The sequence below is a fragment of the Sphingopyxis sp. LC363 genome (assembly GCF_000756385.1).
Lineage (GTDB): Bacteria > Pseudomonadota > Alphaproteobacteria > Sphingomonadales > Sphingomonadaceae > Sphingopyxis.
Window position 1 is genome coordinate 43,022 of record NZ_JNFC01000008.1, and the last position, 15,541, is coordinate 58,562.

The 15,541-nt window shown below is 66.0% G+C and carries 19 protein-coding genes and 1 tRNA gene; 9 read left to right on the top strand and 11 right to left on the bottom strand.

Annotation, left to right across the window (positions count from 1 at the left end; translation table 11 throughout):
• Positions 1–176 precede the first annotated feature (176 nt).
• From FG95_RS04195 to FG95_RS04220, 6 genes are all read left to right on the top strand, one after another.
• Positions 177–1,340, top strand: a complete 1,164-nt coding sequence (locus FG95_RS04195) for an acyl-CoA dehydrogenase family protein (RefSeq protein ID WP_037554178.1) — start codon at positions 177–179, stop codon at positions 1,338–1,340.
• Between the two features lie 3 nt (positions 1,341–1,343).
• On the top strand, positions 1,344–2,174 hold the full coding sequence (locus tag FG95_RS04200) for an FAS1-like dehydratase domain-containing protein (RefSeq protein WP_037554179.1): 831 nt from the start codon (positions 1,344–1,346) through the stop codon (positions 2,172–2,174).
• Between the two features lie 219 nt (positions 2,175–2,393).
• Positions 2,394–2,915 carry a hypothetical protein gene (locus FG95_RS04205; RefSeq protein ID WP_037554180.1) on the top strand — a complete coding sequence of 174 codons (522 nt, stop codon included), beginning with the start codon at positions 2,394–2,396 and terminating at the stop codon, positions 2,913–2,915.
• Between the two features lie 78 nt (positions 2,916–2,993).
• Positions 2,994–3,401 carry a hypothetical protein gene (locus FG95_RS04210; RefSeq protein ID WP_037554182.1) on the top strand — a complete coding sequence of 136 codons (408 nt, stop codon included), beginning with the start codon at positions 2,994–2,996 and terminating at the stop codon, positions 3,399–3,401.
• A 16-nt stretch (positions 3,402–3,417) separates the two neighbouring features.
• A complete protein-coding gene (locus FG95_RS04215) occupies positions 3,418–4,143 on the top strand; it encodes a C39 family peptidase (protein ID WP_052182069.1) in 726 nt (241 codons plus the stop codon).
• A gap of 8 nt (positions 4,144–4,151) precedes the next feature.
• On the top strand, positions 4,152–4,718 hold the full coding sequence (locus FG95_RS04220; protein ID WP_037554183.1) for a hypothetical protein: 567 nt from the start codon (positions 4,152–4,154) through the stop codon (positions 4,716–4,718).
• 100 nt (positions 4,719–4,818) lie between these two features.
• On the opposite strand, the gene FG95_RS04225 is transcribed toward FG95_RS04220, so the two are convergent.
• Entirely contained in the window at positions 4,819–6,267 is a 1,449-nt protein-coding gene (locus FG95_RS04225) for a hypothetical protein (RefSeq protein WP_052182070.1), read from the bottom strand.
• Positions 6,264–6,944 (bottom strand): helix-turn-helix domain-containing protein, encoded by a 681-nt coding sequence (locus tag FG95_RS04230; protein ID WP_052182071.1) that lies wholly within the window; start codon positions 6,942–6,944, stop codon positions 6,264–6,266. Before FG95_RS04230 ends, FG95_RS04225 begins: the two co-directional genes overlap by 4 nt.
• A 279-nt stretch (positions 6,945–7,223) precedes the next feature.
• Between FG95_RS04230 and FG95_RS04235 the strand changes: the two genes are divergently transcribed.
• Complete coding sequence (locus FG95_RS04235) at positions 7,224–7,568, top strand: response regulator transcription factor (RefSeq protein ID WP_235211455.1); 345 nt, start codon at positions 7,224–7,226, stop codon at positions 7,566–7,568.
• A gap of 22 nt (positions 7,569–7,590) precedes the next feature.
• Here the strand turns inward: FG95_RS04235 and FG95_RS04240 are convergent, their stop codons facing one another.
• The 5 genes from FG95_RS04240 to FG95_RS04260 all read right to left on the bottom strand — a co-directional run bounded on the left by FG95_RS04240 (position 7,591) and on the right by FG95_RS04260 (position 9,977).
• On the bottom strand, positions 7,591–8,040 hold the full coding sequence (locus FG95_RS04240) for a nuclear transport factor 2 family protein (RefSeq protein WP_037554184.1): 450 nt from the start codon (positions 8,038–8,040) through the stop codon (positions 7,591–7,593).
• Positions 8,041–8,259: 219 nt separating this feature from the next.
• Positions 8,260–8,336: transfer RNA gene (locus FG95_RS04245), tRNA-Arg, on the bottom strand.
• A gap of 50 nt (positions 8,337–8,386) precedes the next feature.
• Positions 8,387–8,848, bottom strand: a complete 462-nt coding sequence (locus FG95_RS04250; RefSeq protein WP_037554185.1) for a DUF1178 family protein — start codon at positions 8,846–8,848, stop codon at positions 8,387–8,389.
• 3 nt (positions 8,849–8,851) lie between these two features.
• Entirely contained in the window at positions 8,852–9,112 is a 261-nt protein-coding gene (gene grxC / locus FG95_RS04255; RefSeq protein WP_037554187.1) for a glutaredoxin 3, read from the bottom strand.
• Positions 9,113–9,116: 4 nt separating this feature from the next.
• Positions 9,117–9,977, bottom strand: coding sequence for a ComF family protein (locus FG95_RS04260; RefSeq protein ID WP_235211456.1), 861 nt, complete (start codon positions 9,975–9,977; stop codon positions 9,117–9,119).
• A gap of 9 nt (positions 9,978–9,986) precedes the next feature.
• On the opposite strand from FG95_RS04260, the gene FG95_RS04265 reads away from it, so the two are divergent.
• On the top strand, positions 9,987–10,871 hold the full coding sequence (locus FG95_RS04265; protein ID WP_327195720.1) for a class I SAM-dependent methyltransferase: 885 nt from the start codon (positions 9,987–9,989) through the stop codon (positions 10,869–10,871).
• Between the two features lie 84 nt (positions 10,872–10,955).
• Here the strand turns inward: FG95_RS04265 and FG95_RS04270 are convergent, their stop codons facing one another.
• Positions 10,956–11,384, bottom strand: coding sequence for a (deoxy)nucleoside triphosphate pyrophosphohydrolase (locus FG95_RS04270; RefSeq protein WP_081932997.1), 429 nt, complete (start codon positions 11,382–11,384; stop codon positions 10,956–10,958).
• Between the two features lie 381 nt (positions 11,385–11,765).
• Between FG95_RS04270 and FG95_RS04275 the strand changes: the two genes are divergently transcribed.
• Positions 11,766–11,927 carry a Flp family type IVb pilin gene (locus FG95_RS04275; RefSeq protein ID WP_037554190.1) on the top strand — a complete coding sequence of 54 codons (162 nt, stop codon included), beginning with the start codon at positions 11,766–11,768 and terminating at the stop codon, positions 11,925–11,927.
• Positions 11,928–12,014: 87 nt separating this feature from the next.
• Here FG95_RS04275 and FG95_RS04280 read toward each other — a convergent pair whose 3' ends face one another.
• The 3 genes from FG95_RS04280 to FG95_RS04290 all read right to left on the bottom strand — a co-directional run bounded on the left by FG95_RS04280 (position 12,015) and on the right by FG95_RS04290 (position 15,522).
• A complete protein-coding gene (locus FG95_RS04280) occupies positions 12,015–13,514 on the bottom strand; it encodes a M48 family metalloprotease (protein ID WP_443027699.1) in 1,500 nt (499 codons plus the stop codon).
• Between the two features lie 139 nt (positions 13,515–13,653).
• Positions 13,654–14,601 (bottom strand): acetyl-CoA carboxylase carboxyltransferase subunit alpha, encoded by a 948-nt coding sequence (locus FG95_RS04285; RefSeq protein WP_037554191.1) that lies wholly within the window; start codon positions 14,599–14,601, stop codon positions 13,654–13,656.
• 9 nt (positions 14,602–14,610) lie between these two features.
• Positions 14,611–15,522, bottom strand: coding sequence for a tyrosine recombinase (locus FG95_RS04290; RefSeq protein ID WP_037554192.1), 912 nt, complete (start codon positions 15,520–15,522; stop codon positions 14,611–14,613).
• Between the last annotated feature and the right edge of the window lie 19 nt (positions 15,523–15,541).

A 15,541-nucleotide genomic window follows, 5' to 3' on the forward strand; every position in this document is an offset into this window, starting at 1 on the left:
CTCTCTTCTTCCGTCATCCCAGCGAAGGCCGGGATCTTACCCTATCGGAAATTCGCACCGGCGAGATCCCGGCCTTCGCCGGGATGACGATCAAGTGCAGAGCGCCAATAGTGCTTGGCGGGTGATGCTTCGCATTCTAAGGCTCTCCCCTACGATCAGGGGAGAGCCGAACGCCGATGTCCGAAGCCCAGTCGCAGAGCCACCCCGAAATCCGTGAGGCGGTGCGCCGCCTCTGTGCTGCGTTTCCCGGCGAATACTGGCAGAGGCTCGACCGCGACCGCATCTATCCGACCGAATTCGTGCGCACGCTGACCGAGGCGGGTTTTCTCTCGGTTCTGATTCCCGAAGACTATGGCGGATCGGGGCTCGGCCTCGGTGCCGCGACCGCGGTGCTCGAGGAAATCCACCGCTCGGGCTGCAACGGCGGCGCGTGCCACGCGCAGATGTACACCATGGGCACGCTGCTCAAGCACGGGTCGGAGGCGCAGAAGCGGGAATATCTGCCCGCGATCGCACGCGGCGCGCTCCGCCTCCAGGCCTTCGGTGTCACCGAGCCGACCGCGGGCACCGACACGACGCGCATCCGCACCTTCGCAAAGCGGGTCGGCGACAAATATATCGTCAACGGCCAGAAAATCTGGATCAGCCGCGCCGAACATTCAGATCTGATGGTCCTGCTCTGCCGCACCACCCCGCGCGAAGATTGTGCGAAACCGTCGGACGGGATGAGCGTGCTGCTCGTCGACATGCGCGAGGCGGTGGACAAGGGCCTGACGGTCCGTCCCGTCCGCACGATGCTCAACCATGCGACGACCGAGCTTTTCTTCGACGATCTCGAAGTCCCCGCCGCGAACCTGATCGGCGAAGAAGGCAAGGGCTTCCGCTACATATTGTCGGGCATGAATGCCGAGCGCATCCTGATCGCATCCGAATGTATCGGCGACGGCCGCTTCTTCGTCGACCGCGCGGCCGCCTATGCCAAGGACCGGTCGGTCTTCGGCCGCGCGATCGGCGAGAATCAGGGAGTCCAGTTTCCGATCGCGCGCGCCTGGGTCCAGATCGCCGCCGCCGCCGGAATGGTCGACAAGGCCGCGCAGATGTTCGACGCCGGCGCCGATTGCGGGACCGAAGCCAATATGGCGAAGATGCTCGCATCCGAAGCCAGCTGGTACGCCGCCGACATGTGCGTCCAGACGCACGGCGGCTTCGGTTTCGCCGAGGAATATGACATCGAGCGCAAGTTTCGCGAAACGCGTCTCTATCAGGTCGCGCCGATCAGCACGAACCTGATCCTGAGCCATGTCGCGACCCACGCGCTTGGCTTGCCCAAAAGCTTTTGAGCGATGGACGATTTTTCCGCCTGGGTCGGCCGCAGCGAAACGCGCGAGGATATCGCGACCCAAGCGCCGCTGCGGGGTCTCGCCGCCTTGCTCGACCATGACGCCGTGCCGGATATTCTCCCGCCGCTCGGTCACTGGCTCTATTTCCTTCCCGACGCCCGGCAGTCGGCGATCGGCGAGGACGGCCACCCGCGCCGCGACGGCGCGGGTCTGCTCCCGCCCGTCCCGCTTCCGCGCCGCATGTGGGCGGGAAGCCGCATCGAATTCCTCGCTCCGATCAAGGTCGGCGCCGCGCTGACCCGCGTCACCACGGTCGACGCGATCAAGCCCAAGCGCGGGGCGAGCGGCGATCTGCTCTTCGTCACCCTGCGCCACGACATCGCGGCCGGCGGCGTGCCCGCGATCCGCGAGGAACAGGATATCGTCTTTCGCGAACCCGCCCCGGCATCGCCCGCGCCGCAGGCACCGACCCCGGTCGCACCCGCCGAACCCGCCGACGTAGTCCGCAGCGTTTCGCCCGATCCGGTGCTGCTCTTCCGCTATTCGGCGCTGACCTTCAACGCGCACCGCATCCATTACGACCGCGATTATGCGCGGGACGTCGAAGGCTATGCCGGGCTGGTCGTCCACGGTCCGCTGATTGCGACGCTGTTGATGGATCATGCGCTGCGTTCCGCGCCCGACCTCGCTCCCCGCCATTTCGCCTTCCGCGCCGAGGCGCCGCTGATCGACGGCGCGCCCTTCGACCTCTGCCTGACGCGCGACGACGACGGGGTCAGATTGTGGGCGCGCGATGCCGCCGGGCGCCCGGCGATGCGCGCGGGTCTCGCCTGAAAACAGCGGATTCGGAGCGGGATCGAACGCGCGCAATTCCTCCTACTGTTATCATCTGGGTAATTCTTCACCTCCGACATTGCCAATTCGCAAAGCGGATGCGCCGGGCGGGGAGCATGGTGCGCTTGTTCGCAAGGATGCGGACAACTGTGGGGAGGTCCGCACCATCGCGCCACGCGGCGTGAGCGAATTCCCTTTTGCCAATGTAAGGAGACGATCATGAAGAAAGTCATGCTTGCAGCGTCGGTTCTGGCGCTCGCGATGGCGGGGTCTCCCGCCTATGCACAAACTCTCGGCGGCGGGACCAACACGACCGGTGCGTCGGGCAACAACAGCGACAATGACACCGTCGTTGTGAACGACCTGATCGACCTGTTCGTCCAGGACAATGCGGCCGACACCTTCTCGGACGACGACCAGGACAATGATGGCAACGGCTCGTTCAACAGCAACACGCTCGTTGTCGCGACGCAGTCGCTCAGCGCGACCAACACCAACCAGAATATGGACGAACTCGTCGATCTGGACGGCGAGGACGACACCGATACCGCTGTCGGCTACAACAGCGGCAACAACTCGGTGCGCGGCAATGCCTTCGCGGCTTATGCGGGCATCCTGAACGCTGCCTGGAACACGGGCATCAACTCGAACGCCCAGGCTGCGACCAACATCGCCGCGCAAGGCACCGTCAGCTTCGGCGACAGTGCTCCGGCCGGTGGTGGCGGCGGCGGCGGCGACTGATCGGTCCCCCCGGATGGCCGGCCCGGCCCCACTGGCGGGCCGGCCATTTCTTCCCGTATCGCTTTCGAGGAGCGCATCATGAAACCCCCGATCGTCCCGGTTCTGCTGGTCATGGCAGGCTTGTCCGCGCCGGTATCGGCCCAATTGCCTCCGCCCGATGCGGCGCTGCCCGTCGTGGCGCACTCCGCCCCGGCTGAGGCCCTTGCGGCGTCGGCCATTCCGGCGCGGCCCGAACGCAAATCGCCGATGCTGAACGACAGCGAACTCGACACGCAACGCGGCGGCCAATCGCTCGTCATCACCAACCAGACGATGGAGTCGCTCGTCGCCGGCAATGTCCTGAACGGCGACTATACCGCAGGATCGGTCGCGCTCAGCGATTTCGCCCTGTCGAATTTCAACGGTGTCGGCAACCTGCTGATCAACACCGGCGCGCAGGTCAGCGCCCAGAGCGGCATGAACCTGACCATCAACCTCGGCGATTGAATTCGCCGTGCGGCCCATGCGAGCCTTGATCGCGAGCATGCTGTGCGCCCTCGCCGCGGCACCCGCCGCCGCCGAGGTCCGGCTGACCGGACCCGAAACCGGCGGCACTTACCAGCTTCAGGTGATGACCTGGTGGGACATTCCCTTTCGTTCGGTCATCCGCCAGCGTTATGATTTCAGCTGCGGTTCGGCCGCGCTCGCAACGCTGCTCACCTATCATTATGGCGCACCGACGTCCGAAGCGATGCCCTTCCGCGCGATGTGGGAAAAGGGCGACCGCGAAGCGATCCGCAAGGTCGGCTTCTCGATGCTCGACATGAAGACCTATCTCGCCTCGCGCGGCTATCGCGCCGAGGGCTTCCGCCTGACCGTCGACCAGCTGAAGCAGGTGAAGCGCCCGACGATCGTCCTGATGGACCTAAAGGGCTTCAAGCATTTCGTCGTGATCAAGGGCGTTCTCGGTGATCGTGTGCTCACCGGCGATTCGGTACTCGGCCTCAACGAATATTCGCTCGAGGATTTCGAGAAGCACTGGAACGGCATCGCCCTGGCGATCGTCGAAGGGGGCAAGAAACGCCCCGAATTCAACCTCGCCGGCGACTGGGGGCCCTGGTCGCAGGCTCCACTCGAAAAGGACGGATCGCTCCACGTCGCGGCCGGCGACCTTACCACCCACCTTCCCCCCCAATATCAGCTGACGCCGCAGATCCTGCTCGACGTGCGCGTCGGCACCGTGAAATGAGAAAAACCATGTCCCCACGCATCCTCATCCTCGCCTTCGCGCCCCTGCTCCTCGCGGCAAGCGAGCCCGAGGACGGCGACCTGCTGGCCAGCGCGCAGACGGTACCGGACGAGGTGCTGGCCGCGCAGCGCGGCGGCTTTGCCTTTCAGGGCATGGTGATCGCCTTCGGCGCCGACATCCGCAGCTATGTGAACGACGAGCTCGCGCTGCGCACGATCGTCAGCTGGACGCCCGAGGGGCAGACGATCGAACGTTTCGTCTCGCCCGCGCTGACCGCGGTCGACGCGGCGCAGATACAGGGCGGCATATTGACCAGCGGCGGCATCTCGATGCGCGTCGGCGACGAGACGGTGTTCCTCGCGAACAACGGCCAGACGGCGCTGATCCAGAGCACCGACGCGATCCAGAATGTGCTGATCAACACCGCCAGCAACGTCTCGCTGAACCAGCAGGTCGACGCCGTGCTCGACATCAGCGGCTATGAAGGCTTCCGCGATGCGCTCGCGACGACACGGCTCAGCGACTCGATCGGCGCCGTAATGGGCGCCCAGACCGTCGGCGCACTCGGAAACTAGGGATCATTCTGAACGACCCCCCGCCCCCGTTTCGACAGGGACGGTTCACCTGGCCCCGCCATCATTGGCGGGGCTTCTTTCCGGGTCGCTTTGAAAAGGTCTATTTGCCGCCGAAGGGCATCCGCAGCGTGATCGACACGTCGGGCGCATCCTCGGTCACCCCGATTTCGAAACCGAGGTTGAGCACGTCGCGCTGGGTCAGCCGGTACGACATGCCGAAATTGAGCGAACCAACGTGGAGATAGTTTGATTTCTGGCGCGTATCGCCGATCTCGGTCTTCGTCGGGAAGATATAATTGTGGCGATAGCCGAGCGAGAAGGAAAAGCGGGGGTTGAGCGCAAAGCCGAAGCCGATGTTGGCGGACACCGCATCGCCCGGGTCGACGCGCCCGATCAGCACATCGCCGACCATTTCGTTCACGTCGCGCGGGATGTGATAAAGGTAGGCCGCGCCGCCATAGATCACTGCGGGATCCGACGGCATCAGGAAGTTGAGGCCCGGCTGGACCGCCCAGAATCCCGACCCGGTGGCGAGCCCCGTCGCGACGCCGAATTCGTCATAGCCGATCTCGAACGGCCCCTTGCCCGTGTCCGATTTGACGCGCAGCGTTCCGACGAAAATCGGCTTTTGCCCGACCGGCCGGTTGAATTGATAGCGAAGCGAAAATTCGGCGTCGCCGAATCCGTCCTCGCGCAACGCGATTTGCCGGACGATGCCTTCGTCACGCTGCTGGACGACCTCGATCCGGTCGTTGCGATACAAATAGGGCAGCCGCACTTCGGCTTCGAGCCGGTCGGTGATCCCGTAACGCAGCGACGCCGTGCCGACGAGCGTGTCGCGATCGGCGTCGGTCGCCTCGATCAGGCCGATCTGGATGCCGGGGATCAGCTCGATCCCGCGGAACACGAGGCGGTTGGTCGACGAGCGCGTATATTCGAACGAGGGTTCGAAAAAGAGTTCGCCGGCGCGCGTGAGCACGCCCTGCCCTTCGGGAACCGCCGCGACGCGTTGCTGGGGTGGCTCTTCCGGCGGCGGCGCTTCGCCGACCGGCGCATCGGGCAGCGCGACCGCGTCGCTGCCGGGGCCGGGAAGCGCGGGTCCGGCGCCGACGCCCTGCCCCCCGACACCCCCCATGCCCGTGCCGCGGAAGATGTCGAGCGGCGCTTCGGCGAGCGCGAAGGAGGAAAGCCGGTCGACCTGCGCCTGCTGGGTCACGATCTGTTGCTGGAGCTTCGCGATCTGCTCTCCCTGCTCGGCGATCATGGCGCTCTGCCGGTCGATCAGCGCGCGCTGTTCGGCGATGATCCGGCGCTGCGCGTCGATCTCGCTCTCGGAACTCGCGGCGGGATCGCCCGCGGCAGCGCCTGCCGGTGCCAACGCCGCGGCGCGCCAGGTCGGCGCGGTGTCGAGGAACGGCAGCGTCTCGCAAAGGCATTCGAGCGCCGGCGCCTCATGCGCGCGTGCCTGCGCGGGCATGAAGACGGCCGAAAAGCCGGCGGCCGCCACGCCCAAATGGCGCAGCGCGGGCGGGGCGGACACGATGCTCATGCTCCCAACTCCTGCCCGGCGAAGGGTGGCCGCATCCGCATTCCTCCCATCCTGTCGATCGCCATCCCCGCCTCTTCGCCGGCAATGGCGCGCAGTCCGCCCGGATCGAGCAGCCGGCACGATTGCGGGCCGTCGAGCTCGATCAGGCCCTGGCGAACGAAGCCCGATATGGTGCGGCTGACCGTGTGGATCGTCAGCCCCAGATGATCGGCGATGTCGCCGCGCGTCATCGGCAGGGGAACGCTGCCGATCGCCGACAACCGCTTCGCAGCGATCAACAGGAACGCCGCGACGCGTTCGTTCGCGTTGCGGCGGCCGAGCAGGAATATACATTGGTTGGCGCTGTCGAGCGCGCGTTCGAGGGCCCGGCTCTGCCGCGGCGCGTCGGGCCCGCCGTTCGATGCGGGACGGCGCGCCAGGACGGCGTTCGTCACAGCCTCGGCCGCGGCGTCGCGCGCGCCATATTCGACGCCGAACACGTCGCCCTGATAGAAAAAGCCGGTCAGCTGGCGATGACCGTCGACGTGAAAATGACAGGTCCGGACGGTGCCGGAGATGACTTCGAACCAGCAATCGCCGGGATCGCCCTGCGAAAATATGATTTCGCCCTTACGAAATTTCAGGATGGCATCCTGCGGAATCGCCCCGCGATGAACTTCTGCCGACAGACCTTGCACGCCACGTCTCCAATCTGGAATTGGTATTTGCGGCGACCCCGTTTGCGAGTCTCATCTGCCTTTGCGGACGTCGAATCCATCCGGGGAAAGACCTAGGAATTCGTGTGTAAGGATGGCTTAGATGAATCACTTACGTATAATTCCTTAGCGTTTTCGGGGAATATACATTTGGATTCCAGCACCATAGCTGTATCGGCACAACGAGTGCCGCCATATACTTAATTAGCTTGCGTTAATTGCTAAACAGCTCGCAAAGCGATATGCTCCTCACCAGAGCAGGTGGGTGGCGGCTTTGCCGCGCAAAAGATGCTCGTCGGTCGCAAAGTGTCCACGCCTTGGGTGTCAGGGGATTGCACCGTGCATCGAAATGCTTTGAACGTCGAACCGCATTTGACCTTTCGTGAGCATCAAATACTGGAATTGGTAGCTGTCGGCTGCTCGGCCAAGCAGATCGCGCTCGAGATCAATATCGCGCCGCGTACCGTGGAACGGCATATCGAAAATGTGCGGCTGAAACTCAATGCCCGCAACCGCGCGCACCTGATCACGCAGGCGATGCACCTCGGCCTGCTGGTCATCGAAACCCCCGCGCCCGACGAGCCGACGCTCTTCGAACTCAAATGACCGGGGCGCCTGCGTTGACGCGTCAGCTGCGCTCGACGCGGATGCGGCTGAGCCGCGTCTTCGCGATTAGCCAGCGGCCGCGCGCCTTGCGGTAGCAATCATGATAATGTCCGAAGCCATGGCGCGAGCGACCGGCAAGGTCGCTTCCCTCGCCTGCCCAGAAATGGTCGTCCATCGCCCAGATGCCCTCGGCGTCGCGCGCGCCGGTGAAGCGGATTTCGAAACTGTGGACATGATGGACGGTCGAGGCTCCTTCGAGCGCCGCGGTGACTCCCGCCACAAAATTATCGGCGCCGGTGGTCAGCAACTGCTCGTCGGGCTCGCCGCCCGGCATTTCGCGGAAATCGCCGACCATGTCGTCGGTGAGCAGGCTGCGCAGCAGCGGCCAGTCCTTGGTGTCGAGCGCGCGCAGATAGCGCGCCTTGAGCAGCCTGATCTCCTCGATCGCGGCGAGGTTGACGGCTTCGGTCATGATCTATTTCCCCTCCAGGAAGGCGGCTCGATAGGCCGCGAAACTTTGTTCGACATCGGAGCGGACCAGATCGAAATCTTCAAGTGCATATTTATGCGGTGCGCGATCCTCGCGCCCGTTGGCCTCGATCCACTCGGTCGACCATATCGGTCCCTCGCCGCAAGTGCAGGTCACGGGAGCCGCCGAAACCGCGGAGCGGCGGATAGCTTAGTTCCGAAGTGGTGCACCCGACTGGATTCGAACCAGTGGCCCCCAGATTAGGAATCTGATGCTCTATCCTGCTGAGCTACGGGTGCGCCGCCGCTCGTGTAGCGGCGGAGCGCGCGGAGCGTCAATCGGGCTTGGATCAATTGGCCGCTTCGGGCGGCACGATCGGCACCAGCAGGGGCATCGCGGCGATCCCGTCGTCGCGAAGCGCTTCCGCCTCTTCGGGCGAGGCCTGGCCGTGGATCAGGTCCTCGGCGGCGCGGCCTTCGTGCATCGCGCGGGCGGCATCGGCAAACTCGCGGCCGACCCAGCGCGATTGCGGCAGCATTTCGGCCTGTTTTGCCGCGATGCCAGCGAGCAGCTTGCGCACCAGTTCGGGGCCGGGTTCGGGCTCCGCCGCTGCCGAAACCGGCGCGATCGAGGCCTGATTGGACTTCGCGCCCACGCGCGGCGCCATCACCGCCTTCTTCACCGCGCTGTCGCCGCAGACCGGGCACGCGATCAACCCGCGCGCCTGCTGGTCGGCAAAGCTGTCGCTGCTTGCGAACCAGGCTTCGAACCGGTGATCGCCGGCGGCGCAGCAAAGATCGAACACGATCACGGGTCAGGCGGCTCCGATCAGCGCGTCGAGTTCGCCCTTCGCGTCGAGCGCGGCGAGGTCGTCGCTGCCGCCGACATGCTTCCCGTCGATGAAGACCTGCGGCACGGTGCGCCGCCCGTTCGCGCGTTCGACCATCGCCTCGAACCCCGCGCGGTCCATCGTCACGTCGATTTCGCGAAAATCGGCGCCCTTGCCGCCCAGCAGCATCTTCGCCCGCGTGCAATAGGGGCAGAAAGCCTTCGTATAAACTTCGATCTGGGCCATGCGGCTATCCTGTCGTCCTTTCGCTGTGCATATCGGAATCCAACGAAGCAAAGTCAAATATGTTGCCCCCGGCCGCGTCCGGAACGACGCGCGCCCAGGTCAGCGCCGACACGCGCGAGGCACCGCTCCGCCGCAGCACCCGCGCCGCGGCGCGCAGCGTCGCCCCGCTCGCATGAACGTCGTCGACCAGCACCAGATGCCTGCGCGCCGCGCGCGCCTTGGCACCCGGCGCCAGCGCAAAGGCGCCGGCGACGATGCGCTCGCGCTCCCTGCGGCCCTTACCGCGCAGCGATGCGGTCGGCTTGACGCGGAGCAGCAGATGATGATCGCGCGGCGCGCCGGTCAGCCGCGCCAGTTCGTCGGCGAGCAACGCGGCCTGGTTGAACCCGCGCGACCAGAGCCGCCAGCGGTGCAAGGGCACCGGAACGAGCAGGACCGCGTCGATGTCGCCCGCCGCGACGAGGCGGCGCGCCATCAGCCGCGCCATCAGCCGCGCGTGCCCGGTCCGCCGCCCATATTTGAGCCGCAGCGCGACGGTGCGGGCGACCGGGCCGTAGACGAGCGCCGCCGGCGCGCCGTCGAATGGCGGCGGCTCGGCCAGGCAAGCGCCGCACGCCAGTGCTCCGCCGGGCGCGGCGGTGGGTAGAGGAATCGAGCAATGCGCGCACGCCGGCTCGCTCAGAAAATCGAGCGACGACCAGCAGGCGAGGCAGAATTGGCGGTCGTCGCCGACGATGACACCGCAGCCTGGGCAACGCGGGGGCAACGCATAATCGACGATTGCGCGCCCGATCGCGCGCAGACCGCCGAACCATGCCGCGGCCCTCTCGCCCGTTTTTTCGGCTTCCCCCGTCGTCCTTGCCATAGGCGGGTTGTGAAGCATCGCCCGGGACGGCACAAGCGGCGCATGTCGCAATCCCCGCGCCCGCTCTTCTCGCCCGCCCGCCACCGTGCCCAGCGCGACCGTATGGCGCGCCTGCCCGCGACCGCCAATTTCCTCGCGCCGATCATCGCCGAAACCCTGCTCGACCGGCTGACGATGGTGACGCGCGAATTTTCGCGCACGCTGCTCGTCGGCGCACACGACGCGGCGCTGACCGATCGGCTCCGCGGCACCGGCACCGACCTCACGATCATCGAAGCGGCGCCGGGGCTCGCAAGCCGGACGGCGGCGATCGCGGTCGAAGCCGACGCGGTCGATCTGCCATTCGGCAGCTTCGACCTCATCGTCTGGCCGGGCGGGCTCGACAGCGTCAACGACGTGCCGGGCGCGCTCGTGCGGCTCCGCGCACTGCTCGCACCGGACGGCCTGCTCCTCGGCGCCTTCGTCGGCGACGGCAGCCTGCCGCGCCTGCGCCGCGCGGTGATGGCCGACGGCGTACGGTCGATCGCGCGGCTGCATCCCCAGATCGACCTGGCCGCGATGGGCAATCTGCTCCAGCGCGTCGGCTTCGCGCTTCCGGTGGTCGACGTCGAGGCGCTGACGGTGCGCTATGGCGAATGGTTCGCGCTCGTGCGCGACCTGCGCGCCGCTGGCCTGTCGAGCCGCCTCACCCCCGCACCGCCGCCGCTGACCCGCGACGAAGCGGCGCGGATCGCCGCGGCGTTCGCGGCGCAGGCCGACCCCGACGGCCGCATCGCCGAAAGCTTCCGCATCGTCCATTTCAGCGGCTGGGCGCCGCATCCCGATCAGCCGCAGCCCGCGCGGCGCGGCAGCGGCACGGCCTCGCTGGCGGAGGCATTGAAGCCCAAGGAATGAACGTCGCACCCGCGCAGGCGGGGACCAATGGAGGGTTAGCGCAAGGCCGATGGCGGCCCCCGCCTGCGCGGGGCGACGCCTTGTTCAGATCAGCGCCTCGATCAGCCCGATCAGCGGCGCGTCGGCGGGCGGCATGTCGAGGCCGTGCAGCTCGACCGGGCGCACCCAGCGGAGCGCGCTCGCATGCTGCGCGATCGGCGTTCCGCGCCATTTGCGGCAGACGTAAAGCAAAAGCAGCAGATGCCTTTCACCAAGCATGTCACTCGCAAAGCAGGCGGGCGCAAGGCAGGCATGGTCGACGTCGATCGCCAGCTCCTCGGCGAGCTCGCGAATCAGCGCCTGCTCTGGGGTTTCGCCGGGCTCGAGCTTGCCGCCCGGAAATTCCCACAATCCAGCCATCGCCAGCCCTTCGGGACGCTGTTGGACGAGCAGCCTCCCATCGCGGTCAACCAGCGCCGCAGCAACGACGACAAGCGATGTTTTTGGCGGTTTTCCGGGGATAAGCGCGGACAAATTGTTAACCTTCCTGTGCGAATGCTGGAACCCTCGGGAACTATATTTCAGTCAGGGGTGGAACAATGCGAAACTTTTACAGGCTGATGCGGTCGACCAGGGCCGCCACGGCCGTCGAATATGGGCTGATCCTGGCCCTTGTCTTTCTGGCGGCTGTCGTCGCTGTCAGCAACGTAGCCAACTCCACCGGCAATATGTGGGGCGAGGTTTCGAACGCCGCAGACGCGAATATGTAGCGGCAGCGACTGTCCCCTTTCGGGGCTATTTCTGGCCCGCTCACGGCCCGGCCACATTAAGATTTTCAAAACCTATTCGCCCTAAACCGCAGATGTTGACCCAGACCAGACCGTCAACAGGGTAAGTGAAATCAGGAGACCAGTCATGAAGTTCATCAAGAAGTTCGTCCGCGACACCAAAGCCGCCACCGCCATCGAATATGGCCTGATCGCGGCCCTCATCGCCGTCGCCGGCATCTCGGCCATGGGCCTCGTCGGCAACAGCGTCAGCAACACCTTCAACTCGGTTGCGTCGAACCTCGACTAATCGCGTTGGTTTGCGCGGCTTCGGGCGCGCGAACAAGATCGGAAAGGGCGGTGGGTCATCCCACCGCCCTTTTTCGCGCCTTCGGACCTATCGGTTCGCGTAGACCACGACCTTTACCTTCTGCCCCGGCGTCAGCCGGCTCGATGCGGTCAAGCGGTTGAGCACCTGAAACCGTTCGGTCTGGTAATTGCTGTATGCCATCCGCCGCGCCAGATTGGCGACCGTGTCGCCGCGGCCGACGGTGACGACGTCGACCCGCCGCGGCCGGATCGCCGCCGCCTCGGCGGTGCTCAGCCGCCGCACGCTGGTGAACATCGGATTGAAGACGCTGCCCCGGCCCGCCTGTGTCAGCGCGACGAAGTGGAACGCCTGCCCACGCGAAAATTCATAGGCGAAGACGGTGACGTCGACCTGTCCCGACTGGCTGTTCACACGCGCGGTCGAGTAGGACGCCGGAATGCCGTTCACGGTCGTGCGCTGGATCGCGCTCGGGCTGATCGACGCATTGCCGGCAACCGCCCGGAAAGCCGCCGAGATATAGGCGTTCATGTCGCCATTATAGGGGCCGGTCGAAAATTGCGCCTGCCCGCCGTTGCCGCTGATCGACACCGCATCGGTTCCGTTCTGCATCCCGTAGCCGTTCGGCACGGTGAACCGAAGGCGAAGGTCGGGGTGCAGGAAATCGCGTCCCTCGACGACCCCCTGCGCCGGATCGTCGCCATAGAGCACGCCGTCGACCGATGCGAGAAATGCGTCGGCATTGCGATTTCCGCCCCGGCCGCCGACGCGGCTGGCGAGCGTCTGTGCGTTGCGGACGCGCGACGCCGGGTCGGGGTGCGTGCTCGCCCATTCGGGCAGCGATCGCGCATCGCCGCCCGACAGGCGCGCGTCGAGGTTCGTCTGGTTGGCGAGGCTCGCGAGCATCGTCGACAGCGCGAGCGGATCATAGCCCGCGCTGCTGAGATATTGGACGCCGAGCTGGTCGGCCTGCAATTCCTGGCTGCGCGAAAAGCCCAGCGTCGCAAGCTGCGCGACGCGCATCGAATTATTCTGGAGCAGCCCGCCGAGACCGCCGAGCAGCCCGCCATTATCGCCGATCGCACCGCCGAGCACCGCGCCGAGGACGCCGAGGATCGTGTTGCGCGTCGCCGCCGACTGCCGCTTCTTGCTGTGCTGCGCGGCGACATGGCCGACCTCGTGTCCGAGCACGCCGGCCAGTTCGGCCTCGTCGTTCATCAGCGCCATCAGCTGGCGCGTGACATAGACATAGCCGCCGGGGATCGCGAAGGCGTTGTTTACCGGCGAATTGAGCAGGGTGACGGTGAAATCGCTGGGCGAGCGCGACAGGCCCGATTGCACCGCGATATTCTGCCCGACGCGGTTCACATAGGCCGCTTGCGGCCCCTTATATGCACCGCCGAATTCCTGGAGCAGTTGCGGATGCGCCTCGTCGCCCTGCTTGCGCTCGGCGGGCGAGATATTGGTCTGGGTCTTGATCGCCTTCAGCTGCGCATCCGCCGCGCCAGTAAAGGCGATGCCGCCCATCGCCAGCGCCGCCGCAAATGTCCTTCCCGTCTTCCAGCTCATCGCAATGCCTCCCATTTTCTCTCTTGCCGAGGGATATCCACCCTGCGCGGCAAGGCAAGCCGCGCTACCCTTCGCAGCTCGTCGGTTTCCTGAAAATGGGAACGCCATGACCCGCGATCGGGTTCCGGCAGGGATCCGCCTAAGCGCGCCCCATCGCGAGGAATTTTTCCTCGCGCGCGGCCAGCAGCGTGCCCTGCGGCAGCCCCGCCAGCGCGCCCAGTTCCTGCTCGATCGCATCGCCCAGCGACGCGATCGCGACTTCGGGCGCACGGTGCGCGCCGCCGACGGGTTCGGGAACGATCCGGTCGATGACCTTGAGGCCGAGCAGGTCCTGCGCCGACATTTTCATCGCCGCGGCGGCGTCCGCCGCCTTGTCCGACGTGCGCCACAGGATCGAGGCGCAGCCTTCGGGCGAGATCACCGAATAGACCGCGTGCTCGAACATCAGCACGCGGTTGGCGGCCGCCAGGGCTATCGCCCCGCCCGATCCGCCCTCGCCGACCACCGCCGCGACCATCGGAACGCCAAGCGCGAGGCATTGCTCGGTCGAACGTGCGATCGCCTCGGCCTGCCCGCGTTCCTCGGCCTGGATGCCGGGAAAAGCGCCCGAGGTATCGACGAGCGTCACCACCGGCAGGCCGAAACGGTCGGCGAGCTGCATCAGGCGGATTGCCTTGCGATAGCCCTCGGGCTTCGCCATGCCGAAATTATGCTTCATGCGCGACGGGATGTCGTCGCCCTTTTCATGGCCGATCACCATCACCCGGCGGCCGCGAAAGCGCGCGAGTCCGCCGAGGATCGCTTGATCGTCGCCGAAATTGCGGTCGCCCGCCAGCGGCATCCAGTCGTCGAACAGCCCCGCGACATAATGTTTGAAATGCGGGCGGTCGGGATGACGCGCGACCTGCGTCTTTTGCCACGGCGTCAATTTGGAATAGATTTCGCGCAGCAGTTTCGAGGACTTGTCCTCCAGCCGTGCGATGTCGTTGTCGATGTTGAGCGACGGATCATCGCCCATTTCGCGCAGCTCGGCAATCTGCCGATCGAGCGCGGCGACCTGTTTTTCGAAGTCCAGAAAGGCTGTCATGCGGAGTCGCTAGGACGAAGGCTCCGCTAGGTCAACGCCATCCATGCGGGCGAGCGGGTGGCGCTTGTTGACGAGCTCGACGAGGCGGCGGCTATCGACATGCGTGTAAATTTCGGTCGTCGCGATATCGGCGTGGCCGAGCATCAATTGCAACGCGCGCAGATCAGCGCCGCCCTCCAGCAAATGGGTGGCAAAGGCGTGGCGCAGCACATGCGGGCTGATCGCGGTCGGGTCGATCCCCGCGCGTGCGGCGAGTTCGCGCAGCATCTGGAACAGCCGCACGCGCGAGACATGCGCCTTGCCCGACGGAAAGAGCCAGGGCGATCCGTCGGTCAGCAAGGGCAGCCAGCGATCGAATGCCGCGCGCGCGCGCTCGGACAGGGGCACCAGCCGTTCCTTGTCGCCCTTGCCGCGGATGATCAGATATTCGCGCTCGCCCGCCACGGCCCGGCGCGGGAGCGATACGAGCTCGCTCGCGCGGAGCCCCGACCCATAGAGGAGTTCGAGCAGCAGCAGCATCCGCACCTTGCTCGCGGGCGGGGCTTCTCCCGCTGCCTCCTCCTCCGCTCGCTCGAACAGCCGTTCGACATCGGCGTGCGTCATGATGCGCGGCAACGGCCGCCGCGTTGAAGGGCGCGCGATATCGAGCACAGGGTTATCCGCCCGCTCGCCCTCGTCGAGCAGGAACGCGAAGAACTGCCGCAGCGCCGACAATTTGCGCGCCGCGCTGCTCGCCGCAAGCGGCTGATAATCCGCCATCAATTTGCGTAAGGCCGCAGCATCGGCGTCGCCGAGCGGGCCTTTGATCCACTCTGCCGCCTGTTCGAGGTCACGGCGATAGGCCGCCAGCGTGTTGCGCGACGCCCCGCGCTCGGCTGCCATCATTTCCAGAAAGCGGCCGATTAAAGCGGCGTCAGACATTGACGAAAGCGGCGCCAGC

Bases quoted from the DNA above. Each gene is read 5' to 3' on its own strand.
- FG95_RS04275 (WP_037554190.1), top strand. From the start codon at position 11,766: ATGAAGTTCATCAAGAAGTTCGTCCGCGACACCAAAGCCGCCACCGCC.
- FG95_RS04195 (WP_037554178.1), top strand. From the start codon at position 177: ATGTCCGAAGCCCAGTCGCAGAGCCACCCCGAAATCCGTGAGGCGGTG.
- FG95_RS04290 (WP_037554192.1), bottom strand. From the start codon at position 15,522: ATGTCTGACGCCGCTTTAATCGGCCGCTTTCTGGAAATGATGGCAGCC.
- FG95_RS04205 (WP_037554180.1), top strand. From the start codon at position 2,394: ATGAAGAAAGTCATGCTTGCAGCGTCGGTTCTGGCGCTCGCGATGGCG.
- FG95_RS04210 (WP_037554182.1), top strand. From the start codon at position 2,994: ATGAAACCCCCGATCGTCCCGGTTCTGCTGGTCATGGCAGGCTTGTCC.
- FG95_RS04280 (WP_443027699.1), bottom strand. From the start codon at position 13,514: ATGAGCTGGAAGACGGGAAGGACATTTGCGGCGGCGCTGGCGATGGGC.
- FG95_RS04215 (WP_052182069.1), top strand. From the start codon at position 3,418: ATGCGAGCCTTGATCGCGAGCATGCTGTGCGCCCTCGCCGCGGCACCC.
- FG95_RS04225 (WP_052182070.1), bottom strand. From the start codon at position 6,267: ATGAGCATCGTGTCCGCCCCGCCCGCGCTGCGCCATTTGGGCGTGGCG.
- FG95_RS04260 (WP_235211456.1), bottom strand. From the start codon at position 9,977: ATGGCAAGGACGACGGGGGAAGCCGAAAAAACGGGCGAGAGGGCCGCG.
- FG95_RS04220 (WP_037554183.1), top strand. From the start codon at position 4,152: ATGTCCCCACGCATCCTCATCCTCGCCTTCGCGCCCCTGCTCCTCGCG.
- FG95_RS04285 (WP_037554191.1), bottom strand. From the start codon at position 14,601: ATGACAGCCTTTCTGGACTTCGAAAAACAGGTCGCCGCGCTCGATCGG.
- FG95_RS04240 (WP_037554184.1), bottom strand. From the start codon at position 8,040: ATGACCGAAGCCGTCAACCTCGCCGCGATCGAGGAGATCAGGCTGCTC.
- grxC (WP_037554187.1), bottom strand. From the start codon at position 9,112: ATGGCCCAGATCGAAGTTTATACGAAGGCTTTCTGCCCCTATTGCACG.
- FG95_RS04200 (WP_037554179.1), top strand. From the start codon at position 1,344: ATGGACGATTTTTCCGCCTGGGTCGGCCGCAGCGAAACGCGCGAGGAT.